The sequence below is a fragment of the Pseudomonas sp. MF6776 genome (assembly GCF_016613125.1).
Classification (GTDB): domain Bacteria; phylum Pseudomonadota; class Gammaproteobacteria; order Pseudomonadales; family Pseudomonadaceae; genus Aquipseudomonas; species Aquipseudomonas iridis.
In genome coordinates, this window is record NZ_JAENSQ010000012.1 from 128,147 (window position 1) to 146,130 (window position 17,984).

General features: G+C 61.6%; 14 protein-coding genes. 1 reads left to right on the top strand and 13 read right to left on the bottom strand.

All coding sequences use genetic code 11. The features are described 5' to 3' along the window. Window positions 1-131: 131 nt before the first annotated feature. The 13 genes from JJD74_RS16005 to JJD74_RS16065 form a co-directional block, all read right to left on the bottom strand. Complete coding sequence (locus JJD74_RS16005) at window positions 132-2,765, bottom strand: excinuclease ABC subunit UvrA (RefSeq protein WP_200615366.1); 2,634 nt, start codon at window positions 2,763-2,765, stop codon at window positions 132-134. A 29-nt stretch (window positions 2,766-2,794) separates the two neighbouring features. Next, entirely contained in the window at window positions 2,795-4,906 is a 2,112-nt protein-coding gene (locus JJD74_RS16010; protein WP_200615374.1) for a hybrid sensor histidine kinase/response regulator, read from the bottom strand. A gap of 134 nt (window positions 4,907-5,040) precedes the next feature. Beyond that, window positions 5,041-5,730, bottom strand: coding sequence for a GntR family transcriptional regulator (locus JJD74_RS16015; protein ID WP_042559433.1), 690 nt, complete (start codon window positions 5,728-5,730; stop codon window positions 5,041-5,043). 271 nt (window positions 5,731-6,001) lie between these two features. Further along, a complete protein-coding gene (locus JJD74_RS16020) occupies window positions 6,002-6,661 on the bottom strand; it encodes a DUF799 domain-containing protein (RefSeq protein WP_042559434.1) in 660 nt (219 codons plus the stop codon). Next, complete coding sequence (locus tag JJD74_RS16025) at window positions 6,658-7,026, bottom strand: DUF4810 domain-containing protein (protein WP_047301565.1); 369 nt, start codon at window positions 7,024-7,026, stop codon at window positions 6,658-6,660. Before JJD74_RS16025 ends, JJD74_RS16020 begins: the two co-directional genes overlap by 4 nt. A gap of 29 nt (window positions 7,027-7,055) precedes the next feature. Next, entirely contained in the window at window positions 7,056-7,742 is a 687-nt protein-coding gene (locus JJD74_RS16030) for a CsgG/HfaB family protein (RefSeq protein ID WP_162184601.1), read from the bottom strand. Between the two features lie 197 nt (window positions 7,743-7,939). Continuing rightward, complete coding sequence (locus JJD74_RS16035) at window positions 7,940-11,017, bottom strand: error-prone DNA polymerase (RefSeq protein ID WP_200615384.1); 3,078 nt, start codon at window positions 11,015-11,017, stop codon at window positions 7,940-7,942. Continuing rightward, a complete protein-coding gene (locus JJD74_RS16040; protein ID WP_042559438.1) occupies window positions 11,014-12,429 on the bottom strand; it encodes a Y-family DNA polymerase in 1,416 nt (471 codons plus the stop codon). The genes JJD74_RS16035 and JJD74_RS16040 overlap by 4 nt, the downstream gene beginning before the upstream one ends. A gap of 7 nt (window positions 12,430-12,436) precedes the next feature. Beyond that, the gene (gene imuA, locus JJD74_RS16045; protein ID WP_047301571.1) at window positions 12,437-13,054 is read right to left on the bottom strand and encodes a translesion DNA synthesis-associated protein ImuA; all 618 of its coding nucleotides are present in this window, start codon (window positions 13,052-13,054) and stop codon (window positions 12,437-12,439) included. After that, window positions 13,054-13,671, bottom strand: coding sequence for a transcriptional repressor LexA (lexA, locus tag JJD74_RS16050; RefSeq protein WP_047301573.1), 618 nt, complete (start codon window positions 13,669-13,671; stop codon window positions 13,054-13,056). The genes imuA and lexA overlap by 1 nt, the downstream gene beginning before the upstream one ends. 80 nt (window positions 13,672-13,751) lie before the next feature. Further along, complete coding sequence (locus JJD74_RS16055) at window positions 13,752-14,720, bottom strand: Gfo/Idh/MocA family protein (protein WP_200615387.1); 969 nt, start codon at window positions 14,718-14,720, stop codon at window positions 13,752-13,754. A 19-nt stretch (window positions 14,721-14,739) separates the two neighbouring features. Then, window positions 14,740-15,627, bottom strand: a complete 888-nt coding sequence (locus tag JJD74_RS16060; RefSeq protein WP_115147030.1) for a Dyp-type peroxidase — start codon at window positions 15,625-15,627, stop codon at window positions 14,740-14,742. 156 nt (window positions 15,628-15,783) lie between these two features. Further along, window positions 15,784-16,824, bottom strand: a complete 1,041-nt coding sequence (locus JJD74_RS16065) for an AraC family transcriptional regulator (protein WP_200615395.1) — start codon at window positions 16,822-16,824, stop codon at window positions 15,784-15,786. A gap of 210 nt (window positions 16,825-17,034) precedes the next feature. Here JJD74_RS16065 and JJD74_RS16070 point away from each other — a divergent pair, with 210 nt between their 5' ends. Beyond that, window positions 17,035-17,982 (top strand): SphA family protein, encoded by a 948-nt coding sequence (locus tag JJD74_RS16070; protein ID WP_200615398.1) that lies wholly within the window; start codon window positions 17,035-17,037, stop codon window positions 17,980-17,982. Window positions 17,983-17,984 lie beyond the last annotated feature (2 nt).

Sequence of the window (17,984 nt, forward strand, 5' to 3'; positions counted from 1 at the left end):
AACCCGAGCACATCCCAAAAACCTGTGGGAGCTGGCTTGCCAGCGATCAGGCCTGCTCGCTCAACATCAATGCTGCCTGCTCCACCGCTATCGCTGGCAAGCCAGCGATTAGGCCATCGGGATCGAAGCCATTATCGGCTCAGGGCGCGGGCCAGGAATGGCGCAGTCCGGCTTTTTTTGCTGGTTGCCACTTTCTGCGGCGTGCCTGCCACGACAATTTTGCCGCCCTCATCTCCCGCCCCCGGGCCGATGTCGATCACCCAGTCGCTCTGCGCAACCACGCGCATTTCATGCTCGACCACGATGACCGTGTGCCCGGCTGTCACTAGCGAATCCAGTTGTTCCAACAGTCGGTCGACATCCCGCGGATGCAGGCCGGTGGTCGGTTCATCTAGCACATACAACGTCGCGCCGCGCTGATTGCGCTGCAACTCGGTGGCCAGTTTGATCCGCTGCGCCTCACCGCCCGACAGCTCCGTGGCCGGTTGACCAAGTCGCAAATAACCAAGGCCGATATCGCGCAACACCTCCAGCGAACGGCGAATCCCCGGCTGCCCGACAAAAACTTCCACCGCCTCATCGACCGTCAATTGCAGCACCTGCGCGATGCTCAAACCCTCCCACAAAACCGCCAGCGTCTGCGGGTTGTAACGCGCGCCATGACACGTCGGGCACGGCGCATACACGCTGGGCATAAACAGCAACTCGACACTGACAAACCCCTCACCCTCGCACGTCGCGCAACGACCCTTGGCAACGTTGAAGGAAAACTGCCCGGCGTCATAGCCCGCCGCCCGCGCCTGGGGAGTGGCGGCGAACAGCTTGCGCACGTTGTCGAACAGCCCGGTATAGGTCGCCAGATTGGAGCGCGGCGTACGACCGATGGGTTTCTGATCGACCTGCACCAGGCGCTTGATCGACTCCAGCCCGGCCGTGATCTGGCCGCTGCTGACTTGCGGCGCGTCGTCTTCAAGGCTCAGCTCTTCAGCCTCAGCCTCAGCGCTTGGCCGTCCCAGTTGTGCACCGACAAGTTCCAGCAATGCTTGACTGACCAGACTCGACTTGCCGGAACCGGACACACCGGTCACCGAAGTGAAACAGCCCAAGGGAAACTCGGCACTGAGGTTGTTGAGGTTATTGCGGGTGATGCCTTCCAGCTTCAGCCACGCCGTCGGCTTGCGCGCGGCACGCGTCTGGCGTGGCGTTTCGGCGAACAGATAAGCGCGGGTCTGCGATTGTTCGATGTCGGCCAGCCCCGCAGGTGGGCCGCTGTACAACACCTGACCGCCCTTCTCACCCGCCGCCGGCCCGACGTCGATCAACCAGTCAGCGCGGCGCATGGTTTCCAGATCATGCTCAACCACAAACAGCGTGTTGCCATCGGCCTTCAAGCGCTGCAAGGCTTCGAACAACGCCTCTCCGTCGGCTGGGTGCAAACCGGCGGAGGGTTCGTCGAGCACGTAAATCACGCCAAACAACTGCGAGCCCAATTGCGTCGCCAATCGCAGGCGCTGCAACTCACCGGACGACAAGGTCGGCGTGCTGCGTTCCAGAGCCAGATAGCCCAGACCCAGTTCTGTCAACGTGGTGACCCGTTCCAGCAGATCCTCGGCAATGCGCTGCGCCGCCAGGCGTTTTTCCAGTGACAGGTTCGGTGTATGGCGCACATCTGGCGCGCTGGCGTGACCACTGGCACCCTTTGCGACGCGCTGTTGTCGGGCTTCGCGGGTTTGCGCGTGACTGAGGGTTTCGCCGGTTTCCTCGGCGTGCTCCAGATAACTGGCAGCCGCCACCGGTTTTAGAACTTCAGCGACTTGCAGCAGCGGCATCTGTGACAACTCACCGATGTCGTACCCGGCAAATGTCACCGCCAACGCCTCGCGCTTCAGCCGTTTGCCATCGCACAACGGGCAAGGGCTGCCGAGCATGAACCGCGCCACGCGCTTTTTCATCAGCGCACTTTGCGAGTGGGTGAAGGTGTGCAGGATGTAGCGGCGGGCGCCGGTGAAGGTGCCTTGATAACTCGGCTCCATCTTGCGCTTGAGGGCGACACGGGTCTCTTCCGGGGTCAGCCCGGCGTACACCGGCACGGTCGGGGTTTCTTCGGTGAAGAGAATCCAGTCGCGCTGCTTTTTCGGTAACTTTCGCCATGGGATGTCGACGTCGATGCCCATCGTCACGAGGATGTCGCGCAGGTTCTGCCCTTGCCATGCCAGCGGCCAGGACGCCACGGCACGCTCGCGAATGGTCAGGTTCGGGTCCGGCACCATCAACGCTTCGGTGACTTCATAGACCCGCCCCAGACCATGACAATCAGGGCAGGCGCCCTGCGGCGTGTTCGGCGAAAAATCCTCGGCGTACAGCATCGCCTGGCCCGGCGGGTAACTGCCGGCGCGGGAATAGAGCATGCGGATCAGGCTCGACAACGTAGTGACACTGCCCACCGAGGAGCGCGTGCTCGGCGTGCCCCGCTGCTGTTGCAGGGCCACGGCGGGAGGCAGGCCTTCGATGGAGTCGACATCCGGCACTCCGACCTGATCGATCAGCCGCCGCGCGTATGGCGCGACCGATTCGAAGTAGCGGCGCTGGGCTTCGGCATACAAAGTGGAAAACGCCAGGGACGACTTGCCCGACCCGGACACGCCGGTGAACACCACCAACGCATCGCGGGGGATGTCGATGTCAACGTTCTTCAGGTTGTGCTCACGGGCGCCGCGCACGCGAACCATGCCGGCGGGTGCTTTGGAGGTGCGTTTTGAAGTCATCAGCCTGCCTTGGTGGGAAGTTTTCAAGCTCAGCCGCTTAGCACCGAACGAATCATCTGCAACAACGATTCCGGGCCATACGGCTTGCCGAGCAAATGTGTGTCGGGGCTCAACTGGTGATTGCGCGAGATGATGTCGCGGGTATGCCCGGAGGTGAACAGCACCGCCACCGGAGGCTTCTGCACCTTGGCCCAGGCGAACAGGTCGGAACTCTTGATCAGCCCAGGCATGACCACGTCGGTGAAAATCAGATCCACTTCAACGCCTTCCAGCAGCATCTGCATCGCGGCATCGCCGTTGCCGGCAATCAGTACCTGATAGCCCTCATCGCGCAGCAATTCCACTGCCGAGGCCCGCACCGCGTCGTTGTCCTCGACCACCAGAATGGTCTCGTTGCCCCCGCCCAACACTTCATCAGCGGTGGAGCACTCTTCGCGAATCGGCCGCAAACTGCGCGGAAAGTACAGCTCGACCCGCGTACCTTCGCCCAGCTTGCTGTCGATCTCGACATGCCCGCCGCTCTGTTTGACGAAACCGAACACCATGCTCAAGCCGAGCCCGGTGCCCTGGCCATCGGCCTTGGTGGTGAAGAACGGTTCGAACACCTGCTCCAGTATCTGCGCGGGAATGCCGACGCCGGAATCGCAGACCGTCACCCGCACGAATTCGCCGGGGACGATGCCTTTGCCGGCGCAAAACGTGCTGTCCAGAAACGTATTGAAGGCGCTCAGCACAATCGTGCCCTCGCCTTTCATGGCATCGCGAGCGTTGATTGCCAGGTTGAGAATGGCGTTTTCCAGTTGATTGCGGTCGACGTTGATGTGCCACGGTGCTTGTGGCAATTGCACATCGATGTGAATGGTTTCGCCGAGCGCCCGTTGCAGCAACTCGTCGACGCCTTCAAATATTTGCTGCGGATTGCACACGGCCGGCGACAGCGGTTGACGCCGGGCAAACGCGAGCAGTTGCGAAGACAGCTTGGCCCCGCGCTCGACCGCCGCCAGCGACGCGCTGACGCGCCGCTGCACGTTGGCGTTATCCGGCTCATGCCGCGCCAGCAGGTGCAGGTTGCCGGCAATTACCTGCAACAGGTTATTGAAGTCATGGGCCACGCCACCGGTAAGTCCGCCAATGGACTCGAGCTTTTGCGATTGGCGCAGTTGTTCTTCGGCAGTGAGCCGCGCTTCGACTTCATCGGCCACGCGCTGTTCGAGGTTACGGGTGAACTTGAGCAGGGACTCTTCGGCGCTCTTGCGCTCATGAATGTCGATCAACACCCCGGGGAAACGCAGTGCTTCACCGCGTTCGTCGAATTCGCAACCGCCGCTGGCCAGCACCCAAAGGTAACTGCCATCGCTGCGCAGTACGCGGTATTCGACGTTGTACGGCGCGCCGGTCTTTACACAATGGTCGATATTTTCCTGAACCCAGGCACGGTCATCGGGGTGAATTCGCGATTGCACAAAGTGTTGTGCCAGGTTGCTCAGATCATGTTCCGGCGGGTAAGAAAACGTGCGGGCAAAACGCTCATCCGCCGACAACACATTGTGCTTCACATCCCAGACAAACGAGCCGAGCAAAGCCCCGGCGTTGAGCGCCAGGCGCACACGTTCGTTGTCGGCGCGGAAGGCTTCTTCCGCGGCTTGACGCAATTGCTCGGAGCGCACGAGTTCGGTGGTTTCCACCACCATTGCCATCACCCCGGACGGGCGACCTTCGTCATTAGCCACGGGGCTGTAATAAAGATCCATCCAGACGTCTTCCGGAACCCCGTCGCGCAACAACACCAGCTCTTTGTTGCGAAACGACAAAGTGCCACCCGCCAGGCAAGTGTCGACCACATGCCGATTGAACTCGGCAACTTCCGGCCAACCCAACTCCACCGGCACGCCAAGCAAGTAAGGATGGCGGCCACCGGCAAACTCCGAGTAGGCGTCGTTATAGATCATGTAACCGGCGCGGCCCCAGAGCATGACCATCGGCAACGGCGAGGCGAGCATCATCTGCACGGCGCAGCACAGACTGGCGGGCCAACGATCGAGCGGGCCCAACTCGGTATGGCTCCAGTCGAACGCGCAGATGCGTGCGGCCATTTCGCCTTTCCAGCCTTCACAACCGTGGCTATCGGATAAAAACTGCATCGAGTGACTCGGTGTCCTGTGTGTTTGCCCGAATGATCGCGAAACCAGATCTCTGCGATCGCACGTCTGTTTCGAGCATCGTCTGACTCATTGGTTTCATTAGAGGTATAGCCGATTTCAAGGCCGGCTCAGGATTAAACGCCGATCAGGTGTTTGAGCGGATGGTAGCCAGTTTTCATCTTCGCGGCGACGTCGAGAATCGCCTTCTCGATACCGTTGAGGTGCGTGCAGGTCAACTCGATGGCAGCGCTCTGATCGCCGGCCTCGATGTATTCGATCAGGCGCAGGTGTTCGTTGTCGCGGCAGGCCTCATGGCTGTCGTCGTCCAGCGCGGCAATGTACAGCGAGGCGCGGGAAATCAGCTTCTGGAACCAGTCGAGCAGCACCGGGTTGTTCAGGCTGCGCGCGAGTTTGATGTGGAACTCGCCGAGCAAGTGAATCAGCCGCGGATGGTCCCCGGCCGCGTGGGCCTCTTCCTCCAGCAGCAGGTGTTCACGCAGCTCTTGCATCGCTGCGGTGTCCTTGCGGCGGCACAGTTCAGTGACGATGCCGATCTCGATCAAGCGCCGGGTTTCGAACAGCGAACGGATCTCTTCATTGCTCGGCAACGACACCGACGCACCTTTATTGGGCTCGGTCGTCACCAGTCCGTCGGCCTCCAATTGCTTGAGCGCGGCGCGAACCGACGTGCGGCTGACATTAAATAACTCCGCCAGCGAGGCTTCGCCCAGTTTCATCCCCGGACGCAGCGATCGCTTGCTGATCGCCTCGTAAACCCCTTGGTAGACACGGTCGACCGTGGTTTCCGGTTTTTTCTCGGTCATTCGAAAGCTCCTTCAGTGCTGGCAACGCAGCAGTGGCGCATGAACTGTCGCGCAGAATATCGCCTTCGGCCGGAAGATGCAGGGTCTTGATTGTAAGTCGATGGGGCGAGGTAGCGTTGCCGCTGATGCGCTCGTTGCAAGCGCGGACGGAGGCACTGGGAGTGGAGAGATCCCCCTGAAAGCAAAAGATCGCAGCCTTCGGCAGCTCCTACAGGGAAATGCATTCCAAATGTAGGAGCTGCCGAAGGCTGCGATCTTTTGATCGGTGTTTTTAGTCCGTGCCGTACTTCGGCGAACGCGGGCCGTACAACAGACCTGCCGGATGCCCGGCCGACAGCAGGCGGTTACTCGCCACGCCGGCAATCGGGAAACCGGCATCGGTGGAACTGTTGATGATCTGCTTCACCGCCGCCGTGATCAGCATGCCGATCAGGCCGCCGCCACCGTTGTTACCGCCCTCTTCGCTCGATGCACGGGCCGAGCCGGTCCACAGCGTGGTGCCGCTTTTCAGGTCAACCAGTTTCGCCGTTGCAGTGACTGCGGTTTCGCTGCTGATCACCATGTAACGCGTGCCGTATTCGGTCACGGTGATATACAACGCCGCATCGGCGCCGAAGATTTCCTGCAGCTTGTTCGCCGGAGCCTGGTGAATATCATCCGGCGTGGTCAAACCATTCTGGCGAAAGGTCTCGTCAACCAGTGTGATCGGCAACACGTAGTAACCGGCCTCGGCCAGTGGAAACGTTACCTGCGACAGCAGGCTGTAAGATGCTTTGACGTCAGGCGAAGTGTTCAGCGGCGGCAATACCAGAATGGTCTTGGGCCGTGCCTGCTTGTACGCCGAATAGTCCACGGTCTTGGGCTTGACGCAGCCACCGAGCACGCTCAGCGCCAGCACGCCGACCAGCAGTTTCACTGCACGCGGAATCATTTGGCGTCTCCGGTCTTGGCGTTTTTAAGCAGAAAATCCATGTACGTGCCGGACTCGGGAAACAGCGTCTTTTCGGTGCGGAACTGCTGCACCATCTGATCATCCTTGCCCATGCTCAGATAGAGCAGGCCCAGGTGCGCGTGGTAACCCGGTGGTACGGCCTTACCGGTGGAGCGGATTTTTTGCAGGTCACGCTCAAGCGCTTCGGCCTGGGCTTCTTTCGGCTCTTCGCCTTTGAAGTATTCGTAGACCTGCGGTTCGTAGCCTTCCCACTGGTACAGGGTTTTCGGGCCGGCACAACCGGCCAGCAAGGTGCTGGCGGCCAGGGTCAAGGCCAGCAGCGACCGCGACAGAGTCAAATTCATGTGTTGTTGCTCCTTGCAATGGGCGTCGATCAGTTGCCCGGTTTCCAGGCACCGGCGTTCATGCCATCCACCAGACGATTGATCGCCTCGCGCATGGCCAGATCCAGGACTTTGCCGTTGAGGGTGGAGTCGTAGGCAGCGGTGCCGCCGAAGCCGATGATTTCGCGGTTGGACAAGGCGTACTCGCCTGCACCCTGGGTCGAATACACCACTTCCGAAGTGCTGATGTTGACGATATTCAGGTTGACCTTGGCGTAAGCGACCTGGGTCTTGCCACGGCCGAGAATGCCGAACAATTGGTGATCGCCAGTCTCTTTACGGCCGAACTCGGTGACGTCACCGGTGACCACGTAATCGGCGCCTTTCAGACGCTGGGCCTGGCCCTTGATCGCCGCTTCCTGCTGGATTTCGCCCATGTTGTCGCGATCCAGCACGGAGAAACGGTTGGTCTGCTGCAAGTGCGTGATCAGGATGGTCTTGGCCTGACCGCCGAGACGGTCAACGCCGTCGGAAAAGATCCCGCGCATATAGCTGGAACGGTTGTCGAACTTGCCCACCGCCATCGGCACGCGAACGCCGGTCCAGACTTGAGAAGCACTTTCAACCTTGGCCACCGGCAACGCGCGGGAGCTTTCGGTAGCGCAACCGGTGAGCGAGGTAGCCAGCGTGCCGAGTACCGCAATTGCAACGCCTGAGACCAACATCCGGGAGATCATTCTCACTGTGTATTCCTTCTTGAAAAACGGTGTGTCCCGGCACGGCAAAGCGGTGGGGAGCGGAAAAGGGGCGGCATTATGACAAAGTGCCATCATTCGCGACAGATTTTTTTGACGCCAATTAATCGGCTCAAAATGACCGTGACTGGTTCGTCCTCGCGCACCCGAATGATTCGTGTCGGCAGATATAAAGCGGATCAGTGAAAATCGCGGCTCTGCACGCGGATGCCGTTGAGCAGCGGGCTCAGATCACTCAGGCGTCCGGCGATCAGGTGGCGCACTTCGCCTTCGCGTTCCCAGCGGCCATCGACCCTGAGCAGTTGCGAGCCGACCAGCACCTGGCGCTGACGCTCGGCGAGGTCGCGCCAGACCACCACGTTGACGTTGCCGAACTCGTCTTCGAGCGTGACAAACGTCACGCCGCTGGCAGTGCCCGGACGTTGCCGGCCCGTGACCAATCCGGCAATGCTGACCGGGCGTCCGTGCTCGATATCGAGCAACTCTTGCGAACTGCGGCAGCGCCGCGCCTTCAACTCATTGCGCAGCAGCGCCAGCGGATGCGGCCCCAGCGTGGTGCCGACCGTTGTGTAATCCGCGTGCAGGTCCTCGCCAACACTGGGTTTGGGCAGCACCACGTCAGGCTCTTCCTGACTCGACAACCCGGCAAACAACCCAAGCTGTTTCTGCACCCCGGCCACTTCCCAGCGCGCCCGATGCCGATGTCCGGCCAGACCGCGTAACGCCCCGGAATCTGCCAGCAACGCCTGCGCCCGACTGTCGAGCCCGGCGCGCTCCCCCAGATCGGCGACATCGGCAAATGCTCCGCGTGCCCGCGCCGCCTCGATACGCCGGGCGTCGTCCTCACGAAAACCCTTGATCATCCGCAGGCCCATGCGGATCGCCGGTTGCGCGCCGCTGATCGGTTCCAGGCTGCAATCCCAGTCACTGGCGCGCACATCCACCGCACGGATCTGCAACTGATGCCGGCGCGCGTCCTGCAGAATCTGGTCAGGACTGTAGAACCCCATCGGCCAGCTGTTGATCAGCGCACAGGCGAACGCCGCGGGTTCATGGCATTTGAGCCAGCAACTGGCATACGTCAGCAAGGCAAAGCTGGCGGCGTGGGATTCGGGAAAACCGTAACTGCCGAAGCCTTTGATCTGCTCGAAAATCTGCGCGGCGAACTCCGGTGTGTAGCCGTTTTTCTTCATGCCGGCAGCGAGTCGTTCCTTATGCGGCTCCAGCCCGCCGTGGCGTTTCCAGGCAGCCATGGAGCGGCGCAGCTGATCGGCCTCGCCGGGGCTGTAGTCGGCGGCGACGATGGCGATCTGCATCACCTGTTCCTGAAACAGCGGCACGCCGAGGGTGCGTTTAAGCACCACTTCCAGTTCCGGCGAAGGATAGGTTTCCGCCTCTTCCTTGTTTCTGCGGCGCAGGTACGGATGGACCATACCGCCCTGAATCGGCCCCGGCCGGACGATGGCCACCTCGATCACCAGATCGTAAAACTCCGCCGGTTTCAGGCGCGGCAGCATCGACATCTGCGCGCGGGACTCGATCTGGAACACGCCGATGGTGTCGGCACGGCTGATCATCTCGTAGGTCGGTTTGTCTTCGGCAGGAATCGTCGCCAGTGTCAGGTCTTGATGGCGATGACGGCGCAGCAGGTCGAAACAGCGGCGAATCGCACTGAGCATGCCCAGCGCAAGAATATCCACCTTGAGCAGCCCGACCGCGTCGAGATCGTCCTTGTCCCACTGGATGATCGTGCGGTCAGCCATCGCCGCATTCTCCACCGGCACCAGACTGTCGAGCGGCTGTTCGGAAATCACGAAACCGCCGGGATGTTGCGACAGGTGCCGGGGAAAACCGATCAGTTGCCCGGTCAGGCTCAGCACCCGGCGCAGCACCGGACTGTCGGGGTCGAAGCCGCCTTCGAGCAAACGCGCGAGCGGCGGCGTTTCATCACTCCAATGGCCGCAGCAATCGGCCAGCGCGTTGATTTGATCGGGCGGCAGGCCCAGGGCCTTGGCCACATCACGTACCGCGCCGGCCGCGTGATAAGTGCTGACCACCGCCGTCAACGCCGCACGGTTGCGACCATAACGACGAAACACGTACTGCAGGACTTCTTCGCGACGTTCGTGTTCGAAATCGACGTCGATGTCCGGCGGCTCGTTGCGCTCTTTCGACATGAAGCGTTCGAACAACAGCGTGGTGCGATCCGGATCGATCTCGGTAATGCCCAAGGCAAAACACACCGCCGAGTTGGCCGCCGAACCGCGGCCCTGACAGAGGATGTGCTGTTCGCGAGCGAAGTTCACCACATCATGCACCGTGAGGAAGTAGCTCTCGTAACCGAGTTCGGCGATCAGCTTTAATTCCTTGTTGATCTGCCGCAGCACCTTGAAGGGCGCGCCTTGTTTCCAGCGCCAGGCGATGCCCGCTTTAGTAAGGTGCCGTAACCAGGAACTGCCGGTGTGTCCGTCCGGTACCAGCTCTTTCGGATATTGATAACGCAACTGACTCAGCTCGAAGGTACAACGCCGAGCCAGCGCGACTGACTCATCCAGCAACACCGGCGGATACAGTTCCCGCTGCACCTCGACGCTGCGCAGATGCCGTTCGCCATTGGGGTGCAGGCGCAATCCGGCTTCGGCCACGGGCACGTGGTGCCGAATTGCCGTCATGGTGTCCTGCAAGGCACGCCGGCCACGGGCGTGCATGTGCACATCGCCACTGGCCACCGCGGCAATCCCCAACTCAGCGGCCAGGCTCAACAACGCCGCCAATCGCCGCTGATCGTCCTGCCCGCGATGCAATTGCACCGCCAGCCACAGCCGTTCGCCGAAGGTTTGCCGGAGCCAACGCCCCTCTTCCACGTCATCGACGCTGTCCGGCACCCAAAGCGTCAGCAACCCCGGCAACGGCTCGCTGAAGTCCTCGCGCAGCACCTGATACTGGCCTTTTTGCGTACGCCGCCGGGCGCGGGTTATCAGGCCGCACAGTGCCTGATAACCGGCAAGGTTCTCCACCAACAGCACCAGTTTCGGGCCGTTTTCGATGCGAATTTCGCTGCCGATAATCAACGGCAGTTCAACGGATTTCGCCGCTTGCCAGGCACGCACGATCCCGGCCAGCGTGCATTCATCGGTGATCGCCAGCGCCTGATAGCCGTGCTTTTTCGCCCGCTGGAACAGCTCCAGCGCACTGGAAGCACCGCGCTGGAAACTGAAGTTCGACAGGCAGTGCAGTTCGGCGTAGCCATCGTTCATGCGAACCAGCCCTGCAGCCACAACGGGCCGCCCTCGCCCACCGCCCGATAGGCCCAGCCCTGCTGCCCGGCGCGGTTCTGGATCAGGTAGTAATCGCGGCGCACATCGTCACCGTCCCACCAGCCGGATTCGATGCGCTCAGGCCCCATGAGGATCCGTGCCGCACCCTCCGGTACGCTCTGCGGTTCGCCCAGCAACCAGCCCGGACGCTGAACACTCGGCAAACCGGCGCAGCGCTGTTTGTCGACGGCGTTTTGCCACGCGCACTCCGGACGATGGTCGGCCTGAAAACGCAGGCCTTGCACCGCGTCGTCGCCCAGCCTTGCGCGCAGGCGTTCGCGCAATTGCTCCCAAGGCAAGGTCTGCTGCGGACGGTCGTCGAACAATTCCTGAAACTGCGGCACGAAACTCGGCAGATCTTCGGCCCGCAGCCGGAAGCCGCGCACCGGGGCCTCGACCTGCACTTGTTCCAGTCGGCCACGGGCCAGTTCGAAGAGCATCGCCGGGTCGCGCTCGGCGCTGAGCAGGCCGACCTTGATCAGCGTATCCGGCAACCCGGCATGTTCCAGATGCAGATCGAAACGCTGCACGCCGCTGTCGCGCCCACACAGGAACGCCGATAGATCGCCGGTCAGGCGCCGCAGTGGAAACAGCAGCGCCTGATGGGACTGCACGTCGAAATTGAGTTCGATGCGCACATCGAAACGATCCGGTGGCAGATAAAACGCCAATGCCAGCGGACGTGCGCCAAACAAGGTGTCGAGATGCTTGAGCATCTGCGCCTCGAAGCGCCGTGCCAAGGCCTGACGCGGCAGGCTCTGCACCTGACTGAGACTGCGCAGGCCCATGCGCGACAATGCCGTAGCCACGTGTGGCTCCAGGCCGACGCGGTCGATGGGCAATTGCCCCAGGTGATGCTGCAAGGCTTCACCGTCCGGCACCACCAAACCGTCATAAGCATTGGCCAGTACTCGTGCCGCCACCGGGTTGGGCGCGGCGACGATGCGATGACGAAAACCCAGCTCGGTCAGCTCTTTGCGCAACCGCACTTCGAACTGCGCCCAGGAACCGAACAGGCCCAGGCTCGATTCGATCTCGAACACCACGGTACGCGGATAATGCACGCTGACCTGTGAGCTGAAACGATAGGCCCATGCGGCGAGAAACTGCTGCCAGTGCTCGACCTCGGCGACGTCGTAATCGGCGGTGGCAAAGCCTTTGCTCAAGGCTTGCGCAGCGGTCATGGACTGGCCGGGGCGCAAGCCAAGTTTGCGCGCCGCGCCATTCACGGCTTGCAGCACCCGGCGCTGGGCCGGACCGCTGAGCAGCACCAGCGGCTCATCGGGTTCGGGGCGCTGACGCAGCACGGCGTCGAGGGCCAATTGCGGGAACAGAATACACACCCAGCGCATGACGACCTCAGTGACCTATGGCAAAGGCAATGGGCGTCGCGCGAGCCAGGCCGCCACGGCATTTGAGCACGCGCAACTGGGCAGGTTTGGCATCAATGGCAATGCGCAACGCCGCCGGTGACGGGTTGATCGCCTCGCTCAGCGAGCGCCAGGCAAAGGCCAGGGTCTGGCCGGTTTCCGCCGCCACCTGCAAACGCCTTAACGCGCGGTCATCAGCCTTGTGCGGCCAGCACAGCACCGCGCCGCAACTGCCGGAGCGCAGGCATTGTTCCGCCGCCCACAAGGCATCGCGCTCACTGGCCTGAATCACCGACAACTGTCGCAGATCGACCCCGGCGTTTTCCCACGCTTGCGGGTAGGGCACGAACGGCGGCGCCACCAGCACGATGCGCTCGCCCGCCGCCGACAGCCGCGCCAGCGTCGGCCAGACCAGTTGCAGTTCGCCGACCCCGGGGCCGGCCAGGAGGATTTCACTCAGCGCCGCTTCCGGCCAGCCGCCACTGGGCAACGCTGCGTCCAGTGCGGCATGCCCGGTCGGTTGCGGGCTCGCGGCCGGTGGCGCAGGCCGGCCTTTCCAGACCTGGCCGCCATTGAACAGCGTATCCAACGCAACGACGGCGCCCATCAGCCTTGCCTCACCAGACCGCAGAACACTCCCTCAATAGCCAGATCCTGATCGTCACGCACCACAATCGGCTGGTAGGCCGGGTTGCGCGGCAGCAGGCGAACCTCGTCGCCCGTGCGCTCAAAGCGTTTGATGGTGACTTCACCGTCGAGCCGCGCCACGACGATCTGGCCGTTGAGCGCCTCGGGATTGCGCCGCACACCGACCAGATCGCCGTCAAGAATGCCGTCCTCGATCATCGAATCGCCCTGCACCCGCAGCATGTAGTCGGGCGTACGGGAGAACAGCGCCGGGTCGAGCAGCAAACGGCTATGGAGATCGGCATCGGCGCCAATCGGCGCACCGGCGGCCACCCGGCCGAGCACGGGAATATCGAGCAACTCCGGTCGCGCCGGTTGCCCGAGCAAGCGAATGCCCCGCGCCTGATGCGGGTTGACCTCGATAAACCCGGCTTCGGTGAGCGCCAGCACATGCTTACGCGCCACGCTGCGCGAGGCAAAACCAAAAGCCTCGCTGATTTCAGCGAGGCTTGGGGGCTGACCGTGTTCGGCGATGCGTTCGCGGATAAAAGTCAGAATGGCGGTACGGCGGGGAGTCAGGTTTGTCATGGAGTACATTTGTACTCCTGTGGGATTTTCCTGACAAGCACCGCCAGTCGGCCTAAGCCGACCTAGTGGGATTGGGTGACGTCTGAGATTCAGTGACGCTTGAGGATCTGGTCCATGACCCAATCGGTCTTCAGCGCTTGTTCGGCCATCGCCGGATGCTCCGATTCACCACGAATATGTGCATTCATGCCCAGCACGTGATGCCACTGAATGTGTTCGTGATGGGCAATGTCCAGGCTGATCTGCTCATCGGCATGCAGCTCGACCGGATGCTCATCAAACACTGAAAAGCTGATCCGACCGAGGCTGCCGATGATCTCGACCCGATCCTCGCGCCGATCGGCAACAAAACTCCAGCAGCCCATGCCCAGCGCCCCAGAGGCAAAGCGCCAACTGGCGCTGACCGCATCTTCCGCCGCGTACAACCCGGCCTGCCGCGCGGTGAAACCGGCGACCTCGACGATGTCGCCGAGCAAATACTGGAACAGGTCGAAACCGTGGCTGGCCAAATCCGCGAAGTAACCGCCGCCCGCTACCGCCGGGTCGGTGCGCCAGTTGTCGCGGCCCTCCACATCCGCCGGCGACGGTGCCTTGGTCAGCGTCCAGCTCAAATGCCGCACTTCGCCGATCCGTCCCTGTTCCAGCCATTGCCGCACCTGCGCGAAGCGCGGCAACGAGCGGCGGTAATACGAAACGAACAGGTGCAAACCGGCGTCGGCAAACGCCTGCTGCATCTCGCGGCTTTGGCCGGCGTTGAGTGACATGGGTTTTTCCACGCAGCAATGTTTGCCGGCGGCGGCGACTTTCAGACTGTAATCGCGGTGGCTGTCGGGCGGCGTGGCGATGTACACCGCGTCCACTTCGGGATCGTTGATGAGTGCATCGACGTCGGTGTAAACCCGAGCGATACCGTGGCGCGCGGCGTAATCACTCACGGCTTCAAGGCGTCGGCCCATCACCGCCACCAGTGCGGACCCTGGCGCCTTGTAAAAGGCTGGCCCGCTCTTGCGTTCCGCGACACTGCCGCAACCGATCATGCCCCAGCGCACCACGTTCATCTTTAGTCCTTATGCAGAATCAGCCGATGCGCAAGGCACGCAGATCAAGATGACCGTCCTTGAGCGGCGGGCACCAGTAATAGCCGCCGGTGATCGGCCGACTGATGCGGTACAGGCCATCGGCGATGCCGTCTTCCAGACCGCTCATGCGCCGCAACTGGGCTTCGAAGGCATCCAGCGAGAAACCGAACGCGAGGAACATCAGCCCCGCGCGGTCACCTTCAATCCACGGCATCGAGCGACGCACGACGAACGCTTCAGGCGCGAAGCTTTCCTGCGCGGTGCGTTTGACGTGAGCGGAGACCGGCGCGTCGTCGATCTCTTCGTTATCGCTCAGGCGACGGCCCATGATGTTGTCTTTGTCGTCGGCGGACAGTTTGTGGAAACCCTTGAGGTCGTGCTGCCACTGCTGGATCGCGGCGAAGCTGCCACCGACCAGGCCTTCAGCGCCTTCGCTCTGCAACGCGGCAGCAATAGCGGCTTCGTCATGAGGGTTTTCAGTACCGTCTTCGTAGCCGGTCAGGTCGTGACCGTCCTTGTGGCGGAAGGCTTCCTGCATCTCTACCAGGCGCAAAGCCGGAGCCAACGCAGCTTCAATGGCGTTGCAGCGATTGAGCAGGTCGCCACGGTCGACGCCGTGCAACCAGACCCAGAGCGCATGCTGGGTGGACGGGTTGTTCACGCCCACGCCACTCATGGCCGGGAAACTGCGCAGACCGGCGATTTCCACGTTGAGGGCCTTGGCCAGGGATTCACCGAAACCGACCACCGCAGACTTGCCGTCCACCAGGCTCAGCAGGTTGTCGATCGCCTGCGGCAAGGCTTCAATCGAGGCCAGGGCGAAAAACAAATGACGTGCTTGCAATGGAACGGGGGTGGCGAGAATGCCCGGCTGGTAGTGACTCATGTGAACTCCTTGAAAAAGTGCGCGGAGTTTACCTGTAGCCAGACAGTTTGTGTGGTTGAAGCAAGATCAAAAGATCGCAGCCTTCGGCAGCTCCTACACGAACCCCTGTAGGAGCTGCCGAAGGCTCGGGCCGCGATCGGACGATCTTTTGATCTTCTAAAGCGTCATGCTGGTCTCGACGCGCCACGCACTCGGGCTCAGCCCCGTCCAGCGCTTGAACGCCCGGCGAAAGCTGCGCACATCGCTGTAGCCAACCTCTTCGGTAATCCGCTCGATCGGCATGTCGGGATTTGCCAGCAGACTCATCGTCCGCGCCTGCCGGACTTGTTCCAGCAACGCTTCAAAGGTCAGCGCATGCTCGGTCAGCCGTCGCCGTAAAGTGCGGCTGCTCATGTTCAGGTCGCCGGCTATCTTTTCGATATGACTGCCCCGGCTCAGGTCGCGGGCGATCGCACGCTCCACGGCTTGAATCAGGTCGATTTTCTGGTGCACCTGCGCCGCTTCCAGTTCCAACAACGCGACTGCCTGACGCAACGCCAGTGAATGATGATTGGGCAGGTTGACGTCCAGCCATTGCACATCAATCAGCATGCGATTGTGCAAGCAACCAAAGCGCACTTGCGGCCCAAGCAGACGCTGATATTCACTCAGGTAATCCGGCGCCGCATGCACGAATTCCACAGCGATCGGCTTGAAGTCGGCACCCGCCAACGCGCGGCCGTACACCAGCAAACTGGCAAAGAACTCCTCGACCGCGAACACCTGCACATCGGCGAATGGCAGACGACATTCAGCATCGAGGTGCACCTGATCACCGACCACATCGACGCTGGAAACCACGATCCCGCCCGAGGTGTGTTGATGGCGAATCCCCACGGCAAACGCATCGCGCAAGGTTTTACTCAGTGAAAGCACGTGCCCGAGCAGCCCCAGCGTGCCAAGTACGTTCTGCGCGCCGACCCACAGGCCCAACCCTTGGTTTGGCAGGGCTTTGAGCGCGCGTTGGATCATCGCCACGGCCTGACGATAGGAAATCCGCTGCGCCGGGTCCTGCAGATCTTCAAGGGTAAAACCCAGGCCACGGCACAAGCTTTCGGGATCGACGCCTTTGTTCTGCGCGACTTCGGCGAGGGTTTGCAGGAGAAATGGCGACACCAGCGCCAGTTCAAAGGTCGGGTCTTGGACTTTTACGTTCATGTGGGCTGACATTCCGGATCACGCTTGATTGTTATTTTTGTTACCGGTTATGTCGAAGGAAGTTAGCACAGGGTTTGTCGAGTGTCCGCAGAAGTCCCCCTAACTGTCCGCCAATACCCTGCCCCGTCGGGCCCAGAGCGCTTATTTCTATCGTGCCGGGCGACCTGCGTGCCCGCGTTGCGCTCCAAAACAATAATAATGAGGACGGATATGCACCCCAACCACGCGGCATTGCCCCTGCGTCTGGCCCTGATTTTGCTGGGCTGCACCGCGACCCTTCCGGCCCTGGCCACCGAGGCCGGCGTCGATAACATCGGTACCGGCACCGACGGCTTCTTCATGCTGCCGATGGAGGTCGACAGCCTTCCGGAAAACATGGTCGCGTTCAACGTCTACTACAACCATTACAAGGCCAGGAAGCTCAATATCAGCTCGCTGGGCGGCAAGGTGCCGAATGTCGAAATCGAGTCGACGGCGGTGATTCCGCGCATCGATTACTTGAGTCCGGTGCGGATCTTTGGCGGACGCCTGGCCGGGTACATCGCGCAACCGTGGCTGAAGCAGGAAGTGTCAGTGTTCGGCTTGAGCGACACCCGCGAAGACATGGGCGACACCACCATCGCGCCGATCATCCTGTGGGACATGGGCAAGGACCTGACCCTCGGCGCCGCACTGGAAATCACCGTACCCACCGGCGAATACAGCGTCGATCGGCTGGCCAACACCAGCAACAATTTCTACACCTACAAGCCGTTGTTCTCGTTTACCTGGTTGCCGACCGAAAAGACCGAAGTCTCGATGAAGACCACCTACAGCTTCAACGAGAAGAACAAGGACACCGACTACAAATCCGGGCAGATTTTCCACTTCGACTACTCGGCCAGCTACAAGCTCACCGATGACCTGATGCTCGGCCTCAACGGCTACTACCTCAAACAGACCACCGACGACAAACAGTTTGGCCGCACCGTGCAATTCGCCGGGCAAGACGTGGACGACGGGGTGCGCGGCGAGGTGTTTGCGATCGGCCCGGCGCTGCACTTCACCTTCCTCAAATACGCCAGCGCGGAGATCCGCTGGGCCAAGGAATTTGATGTCGAGAACCGCCCCGAGGGCGAGATGCTCTGGGCCAAAATCAGTATTCCCTACGCGTTCTGACA

Excerpts from the sequence above, each read along its gene's own strand:
- JJD74_RS16005 (WP_200615366.1), bottom strand. The coding sequence starts at position 2,765 with ATGACTTCAAAACGCACCTCCAAAGCACCCGCCGGCATGGTTCGCGTG.
- JJD74_RS16010 (WP_200615374.1), bottom strand. The coding sequence starts at position 4,906 with ATGCAGTTTTTATCCGATAGCCACGGTTGTGAAGGCTGGAAAGGCGAA.
- JJD74_RS16015 (WP_042559433.1), bottom strand. The coding sequence starts at position 5,730 with ATGACCGAGAAAAAACCGGAAACCACGGTCGACCGTGTCTACCAAGGG.
- JJD74_RS16020 (WP_042559434.1), bottom strand. The coding sequence starts at position 6,661 with ATGATTCCGCGTGCAGTGAAACTGCTGGTCGGCGTGCTGGCGCTGAGC.
- JJD74_RS16025 (WP_047301565.1), bottom strand. The coding sequence starts at position 7,026 with ATGAATTTGACTCTGTCGCGGTCGCTGCTGGCCTTGACCCTGGCCGCC.
- JJD74_RS16030 (WP_162184601.1), bottom strand. The coding sequence starts at position 7,742 with ATGATCTCCCGGATGTTGGTCTCAGGCGTTGCAATTGCGGTACTCGGC.
- JJD74_RS16035 (WP_200615384.1), bottom strand. The coding sequence starts at position 11,017 with ATGAACGATGGCTACGCCGAACTGCACTGCCTGTCGAACTTCAGTTTC.
- JJD74_RS16040 (WP_042559438.1), bottom strand. The coding sequence starts at position 12,429 with ATGCGCTGGGTGTGTATTCTGTTCCCGCAATTGGCCCTCGACGCCGTG.
- imuA (WP_047301571.1), bottom strand. The coding sequence starts at position 13,054 with ATGGGCGCCGTCGTTGCGTTGGATACGCTGTTCAATGGCGGCCAGGTC.
- lexA (WP_047301573.1), bottom strand. The coding sequence starts at position 13,671 with ATGTACTCCATGACAAACCTGACTCCCCGCCGTACCGCCATTCTGACT.
- JJD74_RS16055 (WP_200615387.1), bottom strand. The coding sequence starts at position 14,720 with ATGAACGTGGTGCGCTGGGGCATGATCGGTTGCGGCAGTGTCGCGGAA.
- JJD74_RS16060 (WP_115147030.1), bottom strand. The coding sequence starts at position 15,627 with ATGAGTCACTACCAGCCGGGCATTCTCGCCACCCCCGTTCCATTGCAA.
- JJD74_RS16065 (WP_200615395.1), bottom strand. The coding sequence starts at position 16,824 with ATGAACGTAAAAGTCCAAGACCCGACCTTTGAACTGGCGCTGGTGTCG.
- JJD74_RS16070 (WP_200615398.1), top strand. The coding sequence starts at position 17,035 with ATGCACCCCAACCACGCGGCATTGCCCCTGCGTCTGGCCCTGATTTTG.